Source organism: Streptomyces sp. NPDC059008 (genome assembly GCF_042749045.1).
In the GTDB taxonomy this organism is placed as follows: Bacteria; Actinomycetota; Actinomycetes; order Streptomycetales; family Streptomycetaceae; genus Streptomyces.
The window spans coordinates 39,341-57,085 of sequence record NZ_JBHYJC010000047.1; the positions used below are offsets into that span (position 1 = coordinate 39,341).

The 17,745-nt window shown below is 74.0% G+C and carries 19 protein-coding genes; 14 read left to right on the forward strand and 5 right to left on the reverse strand.

Annotated features, from left to right (window positions below; translation table 11 throughout):
- Nucleotides 1–2: 2 nt before the first annotated feature.
- Nucleotides 3–749 carry a class I SAM-dependent methyltransferase gene (locus ACFWZH_RS33370; protein ID WP_384439949.1) on the forward strand — a complete coding sequence of 249 codons (747 nt, stop codon included), beginning with the start codon at nucleotides 3–5 and terminating at the stop codon, nucleotides 747–749.
- On the opposite strand, the gene ACFWZH_RS33375 is transcribed toward ACFWZH_RS33370, so the two are convergent.
- Both ACFWZH_RS33375 and ACFWZH_RS33380 read right to left on the reverse strand, forming a co-directional pair.
- Nucleotides 677–1,144, reverse strand: coding sequence for a hypothetical protein (locus tag ACFWZH_RS33375; protein ID WP_384440001.1), 468 nt, complete (start codon nucleotides 1,142–1,144; stop codon nucleotides 677–679). The two genes, ACFWZH_RS33370 and ACFWZH_RS33375, sit on opposite strands and share 73 nt — an antisense overlap.
- 95 nt (nucleotides 1,145–1,239) lie before the next feature.
- A complete protein-coding gene (locus ACFWZH_RS33380) occupies nucleotides 1,240–2,493 on the reverse strand; it encodes a molybdopterin-dependent oxidoreductase (protein ID WP_384439952.1) in 1,254 nt (417 codons plus the stop codon).
- Nucleotides 2,494–2,680: 187 nt separating this feature from the next.
- On the opposite strand from ACFWZH_RS33380, the gene ACFWZH_RS33385 reads away from it, so the two are divergent.
- Nucleotides 2,681–4,126 carry a hypothetical protein gene (locus ACFWZH_RS33385; protein WP_384439955.1) on the forward strand — a complete coding sequence of 482 codons (1,446 nt, stop codon included), beginning with the start codon at nucleotides 2,681–2,683 and terminating at the stop codon, nucleotides 4,124–4,126.
- A 110-nt stretch (nucleotides 4,127–4,236) separates the two neighbouring features.
- Here ACFWZH_RS33385 and ACFWZH_RS33390 read toward each other — a convergent pair whose 3' ends face one another.
- Nucleotides 4,237–4,488 (reverse strand): hypothetical protein, encoded by a 252-nt coding sequence (locus ACFWZH_RS33390; RefSeq protein ID WP_384440004.1) that lies wholly within the window; start codon nucleotides 4,486–4,488, stop codon nucleotides 4,237–4,239.
- 174 nt (nucleotides 4,489–4,662) lie between these two features.
- Between ACFWZH_RS33390 and ACFWZH_RS33395 the strand changes: the two genes are divergently transcribed.
- Nucleotides 4,663–5,196: a MarR family winged helix-turn-helix transcriptional regulator gene (locus ACFWZH_RS33395; protein WP_384439957.1), complete on the forward strand. Its 534-nt coding sequence runs from the start codon at nucleotides 4,663–4,665 to the stop codon at nucleotides 5,194–5,196.
- A 10-nt stretch (nucleotides 5,197–5,206) separates the two neighbouring features.
- On the opposite strand, the gene ACFWZH_RS33400 is transcribed toward ACFWZH_RS33395, so the two are convergent.
- Nucleotides 5,207–6,400 (reverse strand): serine hydrolase domain-containing protein, encoded by a 1,194-nt coding sequence (locus tag ACFWZH_RS33400; protein WP_384439960.1) that lies wholly within the window; start codon nucleotides 6,398–6,400, stop codon nucleotides 5,207–5,209.
- Nucleotides 6,401–6,741: 341 nt separating this feature from the next.
- Between ACFWZH_RS33400 and ACFWZH_RS33405 the strand changes: the two genes are divergently transcribed.
- Nucleotides 6,742–7,437 carry an isochorismatase family protein gene (locus ACFWZH_RS33405; protein WP_384439963.1) on the forward strand — a complete coding sequence of 232 codons (696 nt, stop codon included), beginning with the start codon at nucleotides 6,742–6,744 and terminating at the stop codon, nucleotides 7,435–7,437.
- A 99-nt stretch (nucleotides 7,438–7,536) separates the two neighbouring features.
- The gene (locus ACFWZH_RS33410) at nucleotides 7,537–7,938 is read left to right on the forward strand and encodes a VOC family protein (RefSeq protein ID WP_384439966.1); all 402 of its coding nucleotides are present in this window, start codon (nucleotides 7,537–7,539) and stop codon (nucleotides 7,936–7,938) included.
- On the opposite strand, the gene ACFWZH_RS33415 is transcribed toward ACFWZH_RS33410, so the two are convergent.
- Entirely contained in the window at nucleotides 7,910–8,728 is an 819-nt protein-coding gene (locus ACFWZH_RS33415) for a lipase family protein (RefSeq protein ID WP_384439969.1), read from the reverse strand. The genes ACFWZH_RS33410 and ACFWZH_RS33415 overlap by 29 nt on opposite strands.
- 210 nt (nucleotides 8,729–8,938) lie before the next feature.
- Here ACFWZH_RS33415 and ACFWZH_RS33420 point away from each other — a divergent pair, with 210 nt between their 5' ends.
- The 9 genes from ACFWZH_RS33420 to ACFWZH_RS33460 all read left to right on the forward strand — a co-directional run bounded on the left by ACFWZH_RS33420 (nucleotide 8,939) and on the right by ACFWZH_RS33460 (nucleotide 17,706).
- On the forward strand, nucleotides 8,939–9,325 hold the full coding sequence (locus ACFWZH_RS33420; protein WP_384439972.1) for a hypothetical protein: 387 nt from the start codon (nucleotides 8,939–8,941) through the stop codon (nucleotides 9,323–9,325).
- Nucleotides 9,326–9,399: 74 nt separating this feature from the next.
- The gene (locus tag ACFWZH_RS33425) at nucleotides 9,400–10,035 is read left to right on the forward strand and encodes a 2Fe-2S iron-sulfur cluster-binding protein (RefSeq protein WP_384439974.1); all 636 of its coding nucleotides are present in this window, start codon (nucleotides 9,400–9,402) and stop codon (nucleotides 10,033–10,035) included.
- On the forward strand, nucleotides 10,032–11,045 hold the full coding sequence (locus ACFWZH_RS33430; protein WP_384439977.1) for an FAD binding domain-containing protein: 1,014 nt from the start codon (nucleotides 10,032–10,034) through the stop codon (nucleotides 11,043–11,045). Before ACFWZH_RS33425 ends, ACFWZH_RS33430 begins: the two co-directional genes overlap by 4 nt.
- A 46-nt stretch (nucleotides 11,046–11,091) precedes the next feature.
- A complete protein-coding gene (locus tag ACFWZH_RS33435) occupies nucleotides 11,092–13,203 on the forward strand; it encodes a xanthine dehydrogenase family protein molybdopterin-binding subunit (protein WP_384439980.1) in 2,112 nt (703 codons plus the stop codon).
- A gap of 192 nt (nucleotides 13,204–13,395) precedes the next feature.
- Nucleotides 13,396–13,875, forward strand: coding sequence for an ATP-binding protein (locus tag ACFWZH_RS33440; protein ID WP_384439983.1), 480 nt, complete (start codon nucleotides 13,396–13,398; stop codon nucleotides 13,873–13,875).
- 136 nt (nucleotides 13,876–14,011) lie between these two features.
- Nucleotides 14,012–14,458 (forward strand): hypothetical protein, encoded by a 447-nt coding sequence (locus ACFWZH_RS33445; RefSeq protein ID WP_384439986.1) that lies wholly within the window; start codon nucleotides 14,012–14,014, stop codon nucleotides 14,456–14,458.
- A gap of 115 nt (nucleotides 14,459–14,573) precedes the next feature.
- Nucleotides 14,574–15,098 (forward strand): hypothetical protein, encoded by a 525-nt coding sequence (locus tag ACFWZH_RS33450; protein ID WP_384439989.1) that lies wholly within the window; start codon nucleotides 14,574–14,576, stop codon nucleotides 15,096–15,098.
- 104 nt (nucleotides 15,099–15,202) lie between these two features.
- A complete protein-coding gene (locus ACFWZH_RS33455) occupies nucleotides 15,203–16,411 on the forward strand; it encodes a PLP-dependent cysteine synthase family protein (protein ID WP_384439992.1) in 1,209 nt (402 codons plus the stop codon).
- A 5-nt stretch (nucleotides 16,412–16,416) separates the two neighbouring features.
- Nucleotides 16,417–17,706 carry an MFS transporter gene (locus ACFWZH_RS33460; RefSeq protein ID WP_384440007.1) on the forward strand — a complete coding sequence of 430 codons (1,290 nt, stop codon included), beginning with the start codon at nucleotides 16,417–16,419 and terminating at the stop codon, nucleotides 17,704–17,706.
- Nucleotides 17,707–17,745: the final 39 nt, after the last annotated feature.

A 17,745-nucleotide genomic window follows, 5' to 3' on the forward strand; every position in this document is an offset into this window, starting at 1 on the left:
CCGTGCCACCGGCGGCGACCGCCCCGCCCGGCACCGCCTCCTGGGGAGCGGACCCGTACGCCGACGCCCTCCGCCGGGGCCGCGGCCCGCTCTTCCTGCGCCGTACCGACGGCTGGCTGCTGCCGCTGGAGGTCGAGCGCTGGTGCGCCGGGGCGGACGCCGCCGACCTGTCGGCGCTCGGCCGCTGCGAGGGCGCCGTCCTCGACATCGGCTGCGGCCCCGGACGGCTGGTCGCCGCGCTCGCCGCACAGGGCCGGCCGGTGCTCGGCATCGACGTCAGCCGGGCCGCGGTCACCCGCACCGCGGCGACCGGTGGTGCCGCGCTGCACCGCTCCGTCTTCGACCCCCTGCCCGACGAGGGGAGCTGGGGCACCGCGCTGCTCATGGACGGCAACATCGGCATCGGCGGCGACCCGCGCGCCCTGCTCGCCCGGACGGCCCAACTCGTCGGCCCGTCCGGCCTGCTCATAGTGGAGACCGCCCCGGCGGACCTCGACGAACGCGTCGAGGTCCGGGTCGACACCGGGCAGTACGCGGTCGCCGGCCACGGCCACGCATCCCGCGCACCGGGCGCCCCCTTCCCCTGGGCCCGGGTCGGCACCCGCGCGCTGTTGCGGTACGCGGCCGCCACCAGCTGGACGCCCGCCGAGCGGTGGACCGTCGCGCCGGCGCCCGCTCAGTCCCCGGCGCCCGGCCGCTGCTTCGTCTCCCTGCGCCGGCGCCGGACCCTGCCCGCCCGGCGCGGCTGAACCGTACGACACAGCAGCCACAGGGCCGAGACCGCGAACAGCCCCGCGGTGATCAGCAGCCAGCGGGTCAGGAACCCCTGGCCGGACAGCCCGGTGGCGGCCTCGAAGTGCGCCGCCGACCCGCTCCCCGCGGAGCCCGCGATCAGCGGGAACCACACCAGCAGCAACAGCCCGGACAGCGCGGCGGGGACCCGGACGTACCCGGTCCAGGCCGTGTGCCGGGCGGTCCCGGCCGCGTACGCCGCCACCGCGCGGTCGGCGCACGCGTACAGCGGCAGCAGCACCAGATCGTGCAGCAGCGCCGCCCCGACGAACCACACGACCACCAGCGGCCACTCCCCGCCGCCCAGCAACCGCAGCCCCGCATAGCCGGTGAGCGCGAACGAGGCGAGCATCAGCACCAGATGCAACGGCCCTTCGCCGTACCAGCGGTGACGCCTCAGTGCCCGCCGCCACCCTCCCGCGCGCTCGCGCCACGTGCGCCGCACCCTCACCACTCCCCGAACGTCAGCCGCGACACCCACTTGGTGTTGAGCACCCCGGGGGCCGCCGGAACGATGATCCGCGCCGGACGGCCGTGGTCCGCGGACAGCTCCGCACCGCCCACCCGCAGCGCGAGCAGCGACCGCGGATCGCGCACCTGGTTGCCGCGCAGCGCGGCCCGGCGGAACGCGCCGTGCAACTGGAGCGACTCCACCAGCAGGTCGGGCGGCTGCGCGCCGAGCCCCACCAGCGCGGCGAGATCACGCAGCCGCACTCCGCTCCACAGCTGGTCATCCGTCGACCAGCCCTCCACACAGGCGATCGGCAGCGCCGACTCGTGCTGCGGCAGCGCCAGCAGCGCGGCGCGGTCCAGCCGCACCCGCCGCCCGCCGCCCTCGACCGTCAGCCGCCAGTCGTCGCCGGTGTCCTGCGGTCTGATCCCGACGAACGCGGCCGTCTTGTTGATCTGGAAGCCGTTCGGTCCGCTGCCCGGGTCGCGGCCACCGTGCGGCGCCAGCACGGCCGTCCGCCGCCACCGTCCCCCGATGCTCTGACCGGCGGTCGTCGCGAGCAGCAGCAGCGATCCGGCGCCGACCAGCCCCAGCGCACCGCGCCGGGACACCGTCGGCCGGTCCGGCCGGACCGCCACCAACCCGGTGTCGTCGGCGTCCGCCGCGGGGTCCGTGCGCTCCCGCAGCGCCCGTACGGTCCGCGGCAGACGCAGCACCACATGGGCGAGGAAGGCGCCGATGAACACCCACGCGCCGTAGAAGTGCAGCGGATAGAACGACCCCGGAAAGAGGTACTCCAACTGGATGTTGAGGATGCCGGTCACGAACTCGAACAGTGCCCCGCCGACCAGCAACAACAGCGAGACCCGCTCCAGCGCGTGCCCGACGGACCGGGCCGGCGGCAGCGTGAACAGCTTGGGGATCACCGACCACAGCTTCGCCAGCAGGACGGGCACCAGCGCGACGCCGAGCGTGACGTGCACCCCCTGGGTGAGCCGGTAGATCCAGTGCGGATCGGTCGGCCAGTCGAAGAGGTAGAAGCCCAGCAGCCCCTTGCCCGGCGTCTTGTCGTTGACACCGCCGGCCAGGTCCGGGTTGTACGCGGCGTAGGAGAGCAGGCCGGTGACGAACAGCAGGGTGATCCCGGCCAGCAGCACCACGCCGAGCACCGCGGTCAGCCGGGGGCCGCGCAGCGGGCTGCGCCAGAACGTCGGCGAGGTGGGGGGAGCGAGACGGTGGTGGGCACCCATGATGAGTCCTCGGCGGTCGATGAGCCTTCGGAGGTCGGCGCGACGACGCTCCGCCGCCCGGACGAACACGTCCGCTCCGACGGTATGCCGCCACCCGGGCCCCCAGAGGGGCGCGACGCATGACGAAACTCTGACGTCGGCGGAACGGCGGGCCCAGGTCACCCCGCCGGCGCCCTAGCGTGCCGGTGTGACCTCCCGACCGACGTCTGAAGAACGCGCCGACGCGGCCGCCGCCCGCCGGACTCCGGAAGAGCGCGCCGCGTGCCGTGCCGATCTGCTGGCCGCCGCGGCCGGCGCCCTGCTCGTCGCGCTGGCCGCGGTCGTCGGCACCGTCATCCAGCGCGCCAACGGCAGCCTGCACGTCAACGTGCCGCCGCTGTACGCCTCGTGGTTCGCACACCTGGGCCCCGGCACCCCCGCCGCGCTCGCGGTCGCCGTCCTCGTGATCGCCTACGGGCCGCCGCTCGCCGACCGGCTGCCGTGGCGCCGGCTGGTCCTCACGGGCTGGGCGGCCGCCCTGGCCTGGACGTGGTCGCTGGCCCTGGTCGACGGCTGGCAGACCGGTGTCGCCCGCCGGCTCACCACCGAGTACGAGTACCTGACCGTCATCCGCCGCTTCGACGATCTCGGCCCGGCCCTGCGCGGCTTCACCGCGCACATCCTCAACACCGCGCCCGACCACTGGCCCGCCCATGTCGCCGGGCACCCTCCGGCCGCGGTGCTCACCTTCGTCGGCCTGGACCGCGTCGGCCTGGGCGGCGGGGCCTGGGCCGGCGCCTGGTGCATCACCGTCGGCACCTCCGCCGCGGCCGCGGTCCTCATCGCGCTGCGCGCCCTCACCGACGAGCCGACCGCGCGCCGGGCCGCCCCGTTCCTCGCGCTGGCCCCGGCCGCGGTGTGGGTGGGCACCTCCGCCGACGGCTACTTCACCGCCGTCGCCGCCTGGTCGACGGCGCTGCTCGCCCTCGCCGCCACCCGCCGCACCCGTCACCCCGCGGCCGCGGCCCTGGCCTCCGGTCTCCTCCTCGGCCTGACCTGCTACCTCTCCTACGGCCTCACCCTCGTCGCGCTGATCGCCGCCGCCGTGCTGCTGCTCGCCCGTACCGCGCGGCCGCTGTCCCTCCTGGTCGTCGGGGTCGCCGCCGTGGCGGCGGTCTTCACCCTCGCCGGGTTCGACTGGTGGGAGGGCTACCGCCTGCTGGTGGAGCGCTACTACCAGGGTGCCGCGGCGGTCCGCCCGTACGCGTACTGGGTCTGGGGCAACCTCGCCTGCACCGTGCTGATCACCGGCCTGGCGACGGTCGCCGGTCTGCGCCGCGTCCTCGCGGCCGCACCCACCGCGGTACGGCAGCTCCGCTCCCGGCCCCCTTCCGTCACCGGACCGACCGGCACCGGCCCCCTGCACCGACCCGTCGACCGCCTGGCGATCCTCGTCCTGGCCGCGCTGCTCGCCCTGCTGGTCGCCGACCTCTCCGGCATGAGCAAGGCGGAGACCGAGCGCATCTGGCTCCCCTTCGCCGTCTGGCTCCTGCCCGCCTGCGCCCTGCTGCCCACCGCCCGGCACCGCCACTGGCTCACCGCGCAGGCGGTACTGGCGCTGGGCGTCAACCATCTGCTGTACACCGGCTGGTGACGGGGCGTCAGTGCGGGGCGGGGCGGGCTGTCGCGTCGGTCAGGGGCGTGGGGCAGGCGCAGGTGTGGGCGTCGGGCCACCCGCCGGGCGCGTACGGACGGGCGCCGGCCTCAGGCGAGGTACGTACGGGCCGTGTTCACCCGGCCGGGGCGCAGGATCCGGATCGGGCCGCGGTTGCAGGACGGGCAGTCGTTGCGGGTCAGCGGGGAGGCGACCCGGACGCCGCGGGTGAAGTAGTCGGCGCGCCGATGCCCGGACAGGTCCGTGGTGTGCCGGATCTCGTACTCCTCCTCCCAGCCGTGCCCGCAGTGCAGACAGACGAACGCATACGCCTCGTGAACCGTCTCGGTGTCCCGTTCCATGGTCACCACGCCCTCTCCCCGGGCCCACCGCGCTCGCGCCGGGGCCGGATACTTGCCGCACCTCCCATTATTGCGCCGTGCAACCGCGAGCGCCGGGGCAGACCTCCGGGCCGCCGGCAGCGCCCGAAGGGGCCTGTCACCAGGTGCGATGCCGTCAGCGGTATAAAGGCAGCCATGGGGCCGAAGGCAGCGGCGGGGCACGACGACGATCCCGGCCGGGACGACGATCTCGACCATGATGCCGAGGAGGTCATCGCCGCCGTGCTGACCGCCTCCCGGCTGCTGGTCGGGATCTCGGTCCGTGCGCTCGCCCGGACGGATCCCTCGCTCACGCTGCCCCAGCTGAGGGCACTGGTGGTGCTGGACGGCCGGGGCCCGGTCAAGCTCGCCGCGCTGGCCGCCGCGCTGGGCGTCAATCCGTCGACCGCGATGCGCATGGTCGACCGGCTGGCGGCGGCCGGCAGCGTCACCCGGCAGGCCAATCCCGGTAACCGCCGGGAGGTGGTGCTGAGCCTGACGGCCCAGGGCCGCGCGCTCGTCGAGCGCGTACTGGCCCACCGGCATGCGGAGATCGCCGCGGTCGTGGCCCGGCTGCCGGTCGCCCAGCGCGCCGGGCTCGTGGCGTCGCTGCGCGCGCTCACCGATGCCGCCGGCGAGCCGCCCGTCGCCCCGAGGCCCGCGCCGCCGCCCGAATCGGCCATGCCCTAGGGCCGGTGCGTCAGCCCCGCACCCGTTCCAGGGCCGTGTACACCGCCGCGACCAGACCGACGTTGCGCGGGTCGTCGCCGCTCGTGCCGCCGCCGCACCTGTTCATGACGTAGGCGTACGACAGCCCGTTCTCCGGGTCGGCGAAGGCGTACGAACCGCCCGCCCCGCCGTGCCCGAAGGCCCGCGGATTGGGGCCCGCCAGGCCGTGCTGGTTGAGGAGGTAGCCAAGGCCCCAGCGGTGCTCGAAGCCCGCCGGGGCGAGCGCCCCGAGGGCCAGGTCGCGCTCGCCGGGCAGGCTCTGCGACCGGCGCATCTCCTCCAGGGTGGCCGGGCCGACGAGCGTGCCGCACGCCAGCGCGCCGTAGACCGCCGCCAGGCCGTGTGCGGTGGCGTGCCCGTTGCCCGCCGGGATCTCGGCCGAGCGGTAGGCGGCACTGTTGACGTCACCGGTGGGGATATAGGTCAGCGCCAGCAGCACGGCCGTCAGCGGATGATCGGTGATCGACCGGAACGGCGGCTTCGGCGCGCCGGGGAACCATTCCCCGATCCGTGCCCCGTCCAGCTGCCCGATCATGTCCGCGCAGGAGGCGTGCTCCTCGGCGGGGGTCCCGATGAACACCCGCGCGCCCATGGGACCGGTGATCTCGCTGCGCAGGAACGCGCCGAGGGACTGCCCGGTGATCCGCCGTACCACCTCGCCGACGAGGTACCCGAAGGTCACCGCGTGGTAGCCCTGAGCGGTGCCCGGCTCCCACCACGGCGCGGTGACCGCCAGGGCGGCGCACACCCGGTCCCAGTCGTAGGCGCGCCCCGCGGGCAGCGGCTCTCCGGGCGCGATCAGTCCGGCGCGGTGGCTGAGCAGCCAGCGGACGGGTAAGTCCTGCTTGCCGGCCTGCGCGAACTCCGGCCAGTAGCGGGCGACCGGCGCGTCGAGGTCCAACTCGCCCCGGTCCACGAGGAGATGGGCGCACAGGGCGGTCATCCCCTTGGACGTCGAGTAGACGTTCACGAGGGTGTCGCGCTCCCAGGGGCGGGTCCGGCCGGCGTCCGCGTGGCCGCCCCACAGGTCGACCACCGTCGTGCCGTCCACGGTCACCGCGACCGCCGCGCCGACGTCGTCGTGCTCGCCGAAGTTCCGCTCGAAGGCCTCCCGTACGCCGGCGAACTCCGGTGCGCAGTGGCCGTTGACGGCGGCTGGTCCCACGGCGGCTCTCCTCGCGTCGTCCTTGTGCGTCGTCCCATGAGCCCGTACGGCGCGTGCACGGGCTGGTACGCAGGGCGCGTACGTGCGGCGGGTACCTGCGTACGGTGTGCTCGACGGGATGATCCGCCGGGTCGATGTCCATGGCAACGAAGTGAGCCCGGACGGCTCAGCGGCGCGTGTCCGGACCGGCCGGAGCGCTGCGGCAGCACCAGCCCCCGGCCCTTGCACCAGCCCCTGGCCCTTGCGCCCTTTCGCCGCGACCGTCCGCTGCGTGACCTTCCCTGGCCGGATCCCGCCGTGCTCGGCGATCACCGCCCGTCCGCGCCCGCACCATGGTCACCATGACCACGACCAGCACCACGACCGGCCCGCACACCGGGCCCGAGGCGCGGCCCGGGACCGGGGCGCATGCCGTCGCCGCGACCGGCGAGCCGATTCACCCCGCCGGCCCCCTCCTCCCCGTCGAGGCCCTCCTCCTCGTCGACCTGCAGTCGGCCTTCGTCGCGGGCGACGAGGCGGTGCCCGACGCGGCGCGGGTGCTCGACCGGAGCCGCGACCTGCTCGCCAGGGCCCGCGCCGCCGGCGCCCTCGTCGTCCATCTGCAGAACGACGGCGCCCCCGGAACCGTCGACGAGCCGCACACGCCCGGCTGGGAACTCCAGCTGCCCGTCGAGCCGGGCCCCCGTGAGGTCGTGGTCCGCAAGACGGAGGACGACGGCTTCGAGGGCACCGCGCTGGGCGCCCTGCTCGCCGACGCCGGCGTCCAGGCGCTGGCCGTCGGCGGGGTCCTGTCCGAGATGTGCGTCGCCGCGACCGCCCGCACGGCCCTGGACCGCGACTTCCGGGTGGTTCTGCCGCACGACGCACACGCCACCTACGACATCCCCGCGGCTCCGGGCATCAGCGATGTCGTCCCGGCGGCCATGTCCTCCCGGGCCGCAGAATGGGCCCTGGGCGACGAGGTGGAGATCGTCGCCCGCGCCGCCGACGTCCCCTTCACCCGCACCCCGTCCACCGCGTCCCGCCCCGACCGATGAATCCGCGCCCCGGGCGCGGTCTACCTCCCCGGACCCGGCGGTCCGTCTCCTCGGACCCTCGGGCCTCGTAGCCCCTACACCTCGCCACAGGAGGACATCGTGTCCGACACCCCCGCCCCCGCCGCCATCCAGCCCGTGATCGTCACTCCTGACGCCGAACGGCTGCAGAGCTTCTATTGCGAGCTGCTCGGCGCCGAGGAGTTCACCCGTGTGCCCGAAGAGGGGCCGGTCTTCTTCGTGGGGCTGCGGCTCGGTGGTTCGGAGCTGGGCATCGTGGCGGACAAGGACGTCGAGACCGGCACCCCGACCCGCATCCTGCTCAGCTTCGCGGTCGAGGACGTGGACCACCTCCTGGACCGGGTCGCACCCCTCGGCGGCACGGTGCGCGGCCCGGCCAACGACATGCCCTGGGGCCAGCGGGTGGCCCACATCCAGGACCCGGACGGCAACGCCGTCAACCTCACCCAGCCGGTCAGTTCTGGTTCTTCTCCAGGGCGTTGATGTACGCGTTCATGAAGTGGTCGCGGACGCCGTCGGAGGCGGGCGCGAACACATCGGCGGTGAGCCCCTTGGCGCGGTCGAACAGGCCGGTGATCACCGGCATGGAGTTGTGGATGGTGCCCTTGGAATCGATGTAGCGCAGCGCGGTGACGTGGTGGAAGGCGGGCTCCGGCGGGAGCTGCGGCACGATGTCGTTGTTGTTGACGAAGCGGTACATGCGGTCCGTGAACGCCGTGCTGAAGGCCTGTGACAACAGCTGGTCGCAGGTCCGCGGCTGCCCGAAGGTGTACACGCCGGTGGCCGTCACATGCGGCTCTTCGAAGTGCAGCCGGGCACCGGCCAGCATCGCCAGCGCGCCGCCGAGGCTGTGGCCGGTGAACCACACGGTCTGGCCGTTGTCGCGGAACTCGTCGATGGCGGCGCGGACCTGCGGCCAGATGCCCGCCAGCGCCTCGCTGAAGCCGTAGTGGACGTACCCCTTGCCGCCGGGGCCGGGACACGGCGGCGTGGTGGCGTCGGAGAGCCAGTCGCGAAGGTTCGCCGGTTCCGTGCCCCGGAACGCGGTGATGATCATGTTCTCGCCGCCGAGGGTGTAGGCCTGGGTGTCCTCCAGCGGGAAGGGCTGACGGAACTCGGTGTGATGATGGCGCACCCGGTCGAAGCCCCAACTGCGGGCGGTGGCCTCGACGGACTTCTCGTCCTTGTACGCGAGCTCGGCGGCGCGCGCCATGCACAGCGCATGACGGACGCTGTAGCGGGTGGCTTTCTGATCGATGACGGTGCTGGTCACAGTGGCCTCCTGGTGGGGTCGAAGGTGGGCAGTGACTGCCGATGATCACAGAGAGGCGCCTTCGATTACAGAACGTAACATTCGCGTGTCGCGTCGCGGCGTTGCGCCGTTCAAACCACTCGTTCGAGCCTCGGGTCGCACACACCGGGCCGTGGCGCGAGCCTGGAAGCGTTCGGCCCCGGAGGAAGGCCCGCAGAGGAAGGCCCCACAGTGAACAGCGCGGATCAGGCATCACACGCGGAACACGTATCGGCCGAGGTGGTGGTGGAGCTGGAGAGCTGCGCCGCGCAGGACGCACACGCCGTCTTCAGTGCGCTGCGTACCTCGTTCAGCTCAGACCGGGCCGCCGATGACGTGCCCGAGGAGATGGCGGGGCCAGGTGCGACCGTGTGGACCTCGACCTTCGACGTGAGCGAACGCAAGGCCGAGGCCGAGCCCCGGCGGCTGAGCGCGCCCGTCATCGTCAGCCTCCAGGGGGGCTATTGGGCGGTCGACCAACTGGTCAAGGGCCTGCAGCCGGCCTTCGCGGTACAGATTCTCGGCATGGCCGCCGGCGACCAGGAAAAGGAGGTCGAACTGCGCCTGGAGTCCCGCTGACGGACGATGCGCGGCGCAGAGCGAGCGGCGGGGGAATCACGTACGGCACGACCCGCACCGGAAGGTATGACCGAGTGGAGCCCACCAACGACCCGTCGGCCGCAGCCGGCGACGCCCCGGCCGACTCCGACGGCGCCCGGCCGGAGGCCGGCCAGGCGTCCGAGCTGGTGCTGCACGTCAACAACCGGACGCACCCGCTGACCCTGGACCACCGGACGACGCTCCTGGACGCGCTCCGTGAGCACCTCGGTCTCACCGGCGCCAAGAAGGGGTGCGACCACGGACAGTGCGGCGCCTGCACGGTCCTCGTCGACGGCCGGCGCGCCAACAGCTGTCTGCTGTTGGCGGTGGCGCAGGACGGACGGCGGATCGTCACCGTCGAGGGCCTGGCCGAGGGGGAGCGGTTGCACCCCCTGCAGGAGGCCTTCCTGGAGCGGGACGCCCTGCAGTGCGGCTACTGCACCCCTGGCCAGATCTGTTCGGCCGTCGGGGTGCTGGCGGAGGCGGCCGACGGCTTTCCGTCCCACGTCACCCCGGCCACCGCGGACCCCGGGGCCCCGGTGGAGCTCGATGCGGAGGAGATCCGCGAGCGGATGAGCGGAAACCTGTGCCGCTGCGGCGCCTATCCCCGGATCGTCGAAGCGGTCGGGGACGTCGGCGCCGAGGACGCGGCGGCAGGCTTGCCGACCGGTCGGGGGGTGGCCTCGTGAAGCCGTTCGGATACGTCCGCGTGACCAGCGTCGACGAGGCCGTACGGGCGGCCGGCGGCCGGCCCGGCGCACGGTTCCTCGGCGGGGGCACCAACCTCGTCGACCTGATGAAGCTGGGCGTGGAGACGCCGCGGCTGCTCATCGACGTCACCCGGTTGCCGCTCGACCGTATCGAGGAGCTGCCGGACGGCGGACTGCGCATCGGCGCCATGGTCCGCAACAGCGATCTCGCCGCGGCCGTCCCCGTACGCGACCGCTACCCGGTGCTGTCGCAGGCGCTGCTGGCGGGCGCGTCCGGGCAGCTGCGCAACACCGCGACCACCGGCGGCAATCTGCTGCAGCGCACCCGCTGCCTGTACTTCCAGGACACCTCCAAGCCCTGCAACAAGCGCGCCCCGGGAAGCGGCTGCCCGGCCCGTGAGGGCGCGCACCGCGACCTCGCCGTCCTGGGCCACTCCGAACACTGCGTCGCCACCCAGCCGTCGGACATGGCGGTCGCGCTGGCCGCCCTCGACGCCACCGTGCACCTGCACGGCCCCGACGGCGTACGCAGTGTGCCGGCGACCGACTTCCACCGGCTGCCGGGCGAGCAGCCGGAGCAGGACACCGTGATCCGGCCCGGCGAGCTGGTCACCGCCGTCGAGCTGCCGCCGGCGGGCCCCGGCGCGCGCTCGCGCTACCGCAAGGCCCGTGACCGCGCCTCGTTCGCCTTCGCGCTGGTCTCCGTCGGCGCCGTACTGGAGGTCCGGGACGGTGTCGTACGGCGCGCGGCGCTGGCGTTCGGCGGGCTCGCGCACCGGCCGTGGCGAGCCCGTGCGGCCGAGGAGGTGCTGCAGGGCGCGCCAGCCACCGAGGAGACCTTCGCACGCGCCGCCGACGCCGAACTCGGCGCCGCCCGGCCGCTGCGCGACAACGGCTTCAAGGTCCCCCTGGCCCGCAATCTCGCCGTCGGAGTGCTGTCGGACCTGTCGGGCCTGTCGGATCAGCCGGACCCGGCAGCGAGCGGTTGACGGTTGACGGCCAACGGTACCGATCCCCACCCCCAAGGACCCCGCCATGACCCCCCAGTTCCCGTCAGGTCCACCGCCCTACCCCCTGGGCGAGCCCCTCGTCCGCCGGGAGGGCCGGCTGAAGGTCACCGGCGCCGCCCGTTACGCGGCCGAACACACCCCGCCGGACTGCGCCTACGCCTGGCCGGTGCCGGCGACCGTCGCCCGCGGCCGGGTCACCGCGGTGGACACCGCGCGGGCGCTCGCGTTGCCGGGGGTGTGCGCGGTGCTGACGCACGAGAACGCGCCCCGTCTCGCGGCCGCCGACGATCCGACGCTGTCGGTGCTCCAGGAGGACCGGGTGCCGCACCGCGGCTGGTACGTCGCGCTGGCCGTCGCGGACAGCCTCGAAGCCGCCCGTGCCGCCGCCGAGGCGGTACGCGTCACCTACGAGTCCGACGCGCACGACGTGCGGCTGAGCGCCGGGCATCCGCGCCTGTACGAGCCGGAGACGGCCAACGGCGGCTATCCGGGGACCCGGGAGCGCGGCGACTTCGACGCGGCGTTCGCGGCCGCTCCGGTCACCGTCGACGCCACCTACACCGTGCCCCCGCTGCACAACCACCCCATGGAACCGCACGCCTCCACCGCCCACTGGAACGACGGCCGTCTGACGGTCCATGACTCCAGCCAGGGCTCCACCAAGGTGTGCGAGGACCTCGCCGCGCTGTTCAAACTGGACAAGAGCGACGTCACCGTCGTCTCCGAGCACGTCGGCGGCGGCTTCGGCTCCAAGGGCACCCCGCGCCCGCAGGTCGTACTGGCCGCGATGGCCGCCCGGCACACCGGGCGGCCGGTCAAGCTGGCCCTGCCGCGCCGCCAGATGCCGGCCGTCGTCGGGCATCGGGCCCCCACCGTCCAACGGGTGCGCATCGGGGCGGGCGAGGACGGTGTCATCACCGCCCTCGCGCACGAGGTCGTCACCCACACCTCCACCGTCAAGGAGTTCGTGGAGCAGGCCGCGGTCCCGGCGCGCGTCATGTACACCTCGCCCCACAGCCGTACCGTGCACCGCGTCGTCCCGCTCGACGTGCCGAGCCCCTCGTGGATGCGCGCACCGGGCGAGGCCCCCGGGATGTTCGCCCTGGAGTCGGCCGTCGACGAACTCGCCGTCCTCCTGGACGTCGACCCCGTCGAACTGCGGATGCGCAACGAACCGGACACCGAGCCGGACAGCGACCGCGCCTTCAGCAGCCGGCACCTCGTGGGCTGCCTTCGGGAGGGTGCCCGGCGCTTCGGCTGGCAGCCGCGCGACCCCCGGCCGGCCGTCCGGCAGGAAGGCCGCCTGCTGCTGGGCACCGGCGTCGCCTCGGCCACCTACCCCGTCCTCCAGGCGGCCTCCGAGGCCGAGGCGCACGCGGACGCGGACGGCGGTTTCCGTATCCGTCTGAACGCCACCGACATCGGCACCGGCGCCCGTACCGTCCTCGCGCAGGTCGCCGCCGCCGCGCTGGGCGTGCCGGAGGGCCGGGTCGGCATCGAGATCGGCAGCAGCGATCTGCCGCCCGCGATGCTGGCCGGCGGCTCGGCGGGCACCGGGTCCTGGGGCTGGGCCGTGCACAAGGCGTGCACGGGGCTGCGGGCGCGGCTGCGCGACCATGTCGGGCCGCTCCCGTCCGACGGGTTCACGGTCACCGCGGACACCCGCCAGGAGGCGGCCGAGCGGTCCCCGTATGCCCGGCACTCCTTCGGTGCCACCTTCGCGGAGGCCCAGGTCGACACCGTCACCGGGGAGGTCCGGGTGCGCCGACTGCTGGGCGTGTTCGCGGCCGGGCGGATCCTCAACTCCCGTACGGCGCGCTCGCAGTTCATCGGCGGCATGACCATGGGGCTCGGGATGGCCCTCATGGAGGGCAGCGGTCTGGACCCCGCCTTCGGCGACTTCGCGGAGTGCGACCTGGCCTCGTACCACGTGCCGGCCTGCGCCGACGTCCGGCGGATCGAGGCGCACTGGCTGGACGAGGAGGATCCGCATCTCAACCCCATGGGCAGCAAGGGCATCGGGGAGATCGGCATCGTCGGCACCGCCGCGGCCGTCGCCAACGCCGTGTGGCACGCCACCGGCGTCCGGTTGCGGGATCTGCCGCTCACGCCCGACAAGCTCCTGCCGCATCTGTGAGGCGGTCGGGGCGGTCCGGGCCGTCCGGGCGGACGAGGGCGGGGACTCCGGTGGCCCAAGATCTGTTGCGGAAGCCTCGCCGTCGGGCCACCATGACAAATGACCCATACGTGATTGATGCTCACTCTTCGTGTTCGGGGTTCGTTGGTCCAACGAGGTGAGGGCGTGAGCCTCGCGGTGAGGAGCCACGACATGACACTTCCCAGCGACCGGCACTACACGGTCGAACTGCATGCCTCGGCGGAGCGTGTGCCGCAGATCCGGCGGATCCTGGCCGCGCACCTGCGGTACTGGAGTCTTGAGCTGCATATTCCGCCCGTATGCCGGGGAGTGGCGGAACTCCTGACCAACGTCCATCGCCATATCGGCCCCGACGCCCGCTGCGTCGTCGAACTCCGCTGGTCCGGACGCCATCTGACGGCCTCCGTCGCGGACGAGGGCCCACGGCTGCCGAAGCTGCGCAGTGCCGGTGGCGGCGGGCTGTCCACAGTGGCGGCGCTGAGCGACAGTTGGGGCACCTGCGGGACCCCGGACGGCAAGGTCATCTGGTTCACCCGACGGGTCGAGGAGACCCGCAAGGCCCCGCTGACGAGCCAGGCCCCGCTGCGCAGCGTGCCCGACGAGAAGGGACAGCCGGCCATGCCGCCGGCCCTCCAAGCCGTGTCCTCGTGAGATCGATGTGTCCTCGGTGAGATGAGGAGGCGAGGCGTGGGCGATCACCGCCGGCACGCCTCGCCGGCAGGCCGATAACCGTCCGGCGGGCACCGGGATACCGGCGACGGCCGTCCGCCCCGGTTACGATCGGGGCATGGGGACGGCCCGTTCGATCAACGGCAGCATGCGGAACCGCGGTTCAGCGGTTCCGTTTCGTCTGCTGTGGCTGGCCGCGTTGCTGATCAGCGTGCTGGTCGCGCACGGTGCGCGGGCGGAGAGCGCCGAGGGGCACCTGGTGAGCGCCGTGCCGATCGCGGCCGCCTCGGCCGCCTCCGCGGACTCCGGCGCCTGGCTCGCCCCCGAGGACGGCGGCCGCTCCGAGCACCCGGCCCACCCCGGCCACCCGGGCCAGCACTCCCACGAGTTGTGCGTGTCGGCGCCGCCGCAGCAGGGCACTTCGGTGGCCCATCCGTGCGCCAAGCCCCTGATGGGCTCCTCCTGGCGCGCGCCGACGCAGGACCGCTCCGGGCCGCCCCCGGGCGCCTCCTCCGCGCCTCCGCCCTTGAACGGCGCTACGGCTTCCGTCGTGCGGCAGGTGTAGAGCGGCAGGTCCGGTTTCCGGCCAATTCCGGTTCACGCCCTGCTGACTTCGCCTGCCCGCGTGCGCGCTCGCCTGATCTGCTGCGACGCGGCGGCGGCAGCCTCTCGGAGGACCCGTGCCCGCCCGTACCCCGTTCCGCATCCGGCCCGGCACCCGCTATCGGATGCGCCACCGCCTTCCTTACCGCCTTCCGCACCGCATTCCCGTGGGTTCGACGCTGCGCCCCGCGCCCCGATCACCGCTCCGGTCGGCGATCCGGCCGACGGCGCGGCTGACGTTCCTTCTCCTCCTGGCCGTCGGGCTGCTGTCCGTGCTCCTGCCGTGCGCCGACGGTACGGACGGGCACCACCATGTGGCCGTACCGGTGGCCGCGGCCGCGGCGCAGTCCGAGCCCGCGGCCGCGGCGCCCGCCGCGACGGACGACGGGCACTCCGCCTCCGAGTGCGGGCCCGGCGCGCAGGGGCACGGCCCGCAGGGCCGGACGGCCCCGGAGGCGCAGGGCGCCACACCCGCGGACCTCGGGGCGGCCGCCGGTGCCACCGCCGTGCGGTGGCCGGCGCCCCGGAGCGCGGGCGGGTCCCGCAGACCGGTGTGCGACGGCCGGTCCACCCTCGCCGCCCTCTGCCGGTGCCGGATATAGGAGCCGCGGCCGCGTCCCGCCGCGCGGTGGTGCCGCCGAGCGCCACCGCGGGCGACGCGAGACCAGCGTCCCTGTCACTCCCCACACCGTAGCGAGAGCGAATCATGCACTCTGTTCCCACGGCTGCCGGCTCCGGCCCCTTCGGGATCCCGGACCACCCGGCCCCCGGCGTCTCCCACGACCCGGCCACCCCCGGCCCCGCCGCAGGCATCCCCGGCCTGGTCGGCAACACCCCCGTACTGCACATCTCCGAGCCGCTCACCCAGCCCGGACGCGGCTTCTGGGCGAAGCTGGAGGGCCGCAACCCGGGCGGCATCAAGGACCGGCCGGGCCTGCACATGGTCGAACGCGCCCGCGCCCGCGGCGAGCTGCGGCCCGGCGCCCGGATCATCGAATCCACCAGCGGCACCCTCGGGCTCGGCCTGGCGCTGGCCGGGATGGTCCACGGCCATCCGGTCAGCCTGGTCACCGATCCCGGCCTGGAGCCCTCGATGACCCGGCTGCTGACCGCCTACGGCGCACAGGTCGAGCTGGTCGGCGAACCCCATCCGTCCGGCGGCTGGCAGCAGGCCCGCCGCGACCGGGTGACCGAGCTGCTGGCCGCGCACCCCGGATCGTGGTGCCCGGACCAGTACAACAACCCCGACAACACCACCGCCTATCTGCCGCTGGCCCTCGAACTCGCCTCCCAGCTGGGCCATATCGACGTCCTGGTGTGCAGTGTGGGCACCGGCGGGCACTCCGCCGGGGTGTCGCGGGTGCTGCGCCAGCTCTACCCCGAGCTGCGGCTCGTCGGGGTCGACACCATCGGCTCGACGATCTTCGGCCAGCCCGCCCGCCCCCGGCTCATGCGCGGGCTGGGGTCGAGCATCTACCCGCGCAACGTCGCCTACGACCAGTTCAGCGAGGTGCACTGGGTCGCGCCGGCCGAAGCGGTGTGGACCTGCCGCCAGTTGGCCTCCTCGCACTACGCCACCGGCGGCTGGAGCGTCGGAGCGGTCGCGCTGGTCGCCGCCTGGCAAAGCCGCGTCCAGCCGGCCGGAACCCGTATCGCGGCGGTCTTCCCGGACGGACCGCAGCGGTATCTGAGCACGGTGTACGACGACGAGTACTGCGCCGCCCACGGCCTGCTCGACACCCCGCCGGCGGCCGCACCGCAGACGCTGAGCCGCCCGGACGAGCGGGAGGTCACCGCCTGGAGCCGGTGCGCGAACGTGGTGGATCCGCTGGCCGCGCCCGGACCGTCGGTGGCAGGGCGCCCCGACGGTGCCGGTCGGGTGCCCGCCGACGCGCCGCGGGAGGTGCTCCGGTGACCGGCATGCTCGCGCAGGTGCGTTCCTACGAGCGCAGCGCCCAGTTGTTGATGGTCAATCAGTTCACCATCAACCTCGGCTTCTACATGCTGATGCCGTACCTGGCCGGGCATCTGTCCGGCACCCTCGGCCTGGCCGGTTGGCTGGTCGGCCTGGTGCTGGGCGTGCGCAACTTCAGCCAGCAGGGCATGTTCCTGGTCGGCGGCACACTGGCCGACCGGTTCGGGTACAAGCCGCTGATCGTGGCCGGCTGTGTGCTGCGAACGGTCGGCTTCGCGACGCTCGGGCTGGTGGACTCGCTGACCGCGCTGCTGGCGGCGTCCGCGGCCACCGGCCTGGCCGGGGCGCTGTTCAACCCGGCGGTCCGGGCGTATCTGGCCGCCGCGGCGGGGGAGCGCAGGCTGGAGGCGTTCGCGCTGTTCAACGTCTTCTACCAGGCGGGAATCCTGCTCGGCCCGCTGGTGGGCATGGTGCTGACCGGCGTCGACTTCCGGGTCACCTGCCTGGTGTCGGCGGGCATCTTCGCGGTGCTGAGCGTGGTGCAGATCCGCGCGCTGCCGGCCTGGGACGACCGGTCCGCGCGGGCGGAGCGTGCCGGCCGGGGAGCGGGAGTGCTGTCGCAGTGGCGGGAGGTGCTGGCCAACCGGCCGTTCCTGCTGTTCTCGGGAGCCATGATCGGCTCGTATGTGCTGTCGTTCCAGGTCTATCTGGCGCTGCCGCTGGAGGTACGGCGGCTGGCCGGCGAGGGGGAGTCGGGCACGGCGGCGGTGGCCGTGCTGTTCGCGGTGTCGGGGCTGAGCACCATCCTGGGCCAGACCCGGGTGACCCGCTGGTGCAAGGCCCGGATGCCGGCCGGACGCGCCCTCGCCTGGGGGCTGCTGACCATGGGTCTGGCCTTCCTGCCGCTGCTGGCGGCCACCGCGCTGCCGGTGCCGGCCCAGGGCCCGGGCCGCTGGGCGCTGGCGGCCGTTCCGCCGGCGCTGTGCGCGCTGCTGCTCGCCCTCGGCACGATGATCACCTACCCGTTCGAGATGGACACCATCGTCCGGCTCTCCGGTGACCGCCTGGTCGCCACCCACTACGGGCTCTACAACACCGTCTGCGGGATCGGCATCACCCTCGGCAATCTGCTCACCGGTGCCGCGCTGGACGCCTCCAGGGCGGCCGGGCTGCCCGCCCTGCCCTGGCTCGTCCTGCCCGTACTCGGGGCGGCCTGCGGCGCCGCCCTGTACGGACTGCACCGCACGGGCCGGCTGAACCGTGCCGCCGGGCTGGAGGTGGCGCTGGGCCGATGAGCGCGGGCGGTGGTGGTCCCGGTGCGCGAAGGCACCGGG